This is a genomic window from Salmonella sp. SAL4457 (genome assembly GCF_046548235.1).
In the GTDB taxonomy this organism is placed as follows: Bacteria; Pseudomonadota; Gammaproteobacteria; order Enterobacterales; family Enterobacteriaceae; genus Salmonella; species Salmonella enterica.
The window spans coordinates 1-235 of record NZ_JBGDZO010001340.1; the positions used below are offsets into that span (position 1 = coordinate 1).

Annotated in this window: 1 protein-coding gene; it reads right to left on the minus strand. The window is 61.3% G+C overall.

From position 1 onward, the window contains the following. Positions 1 to 235: YidC/Oxa1 family insertase periplasmic-domain containing protein (locus ACLJNW_RS28545; protein WP_410962048.1), on the minus strand; the 235-nt coding region annotated here is incomplete at both ends.

Here is a 235-nt window from a genome sequence, read left to right on the forward strand (position 1 = left end):
GTTCCTTGATCGCCTGCATCTTCGGCGACACCGCGCGCATGCGCGCCATCGAACGGTAGCTGGCGGCGGACAACGGGAAGAAGGCCAGCTTGATCAGGACGGTCAGGGCGATGATCGACCAGCCCCAGTTGCCGATCAGGCTGTGGATATGTTGCAGCAGCCAGAAGATCGGCTGGGCGATGAACCAAAGGAAACCGTAGTCGACGGTCAGTTCCAGGCCCGGGGAGAGTTCCTT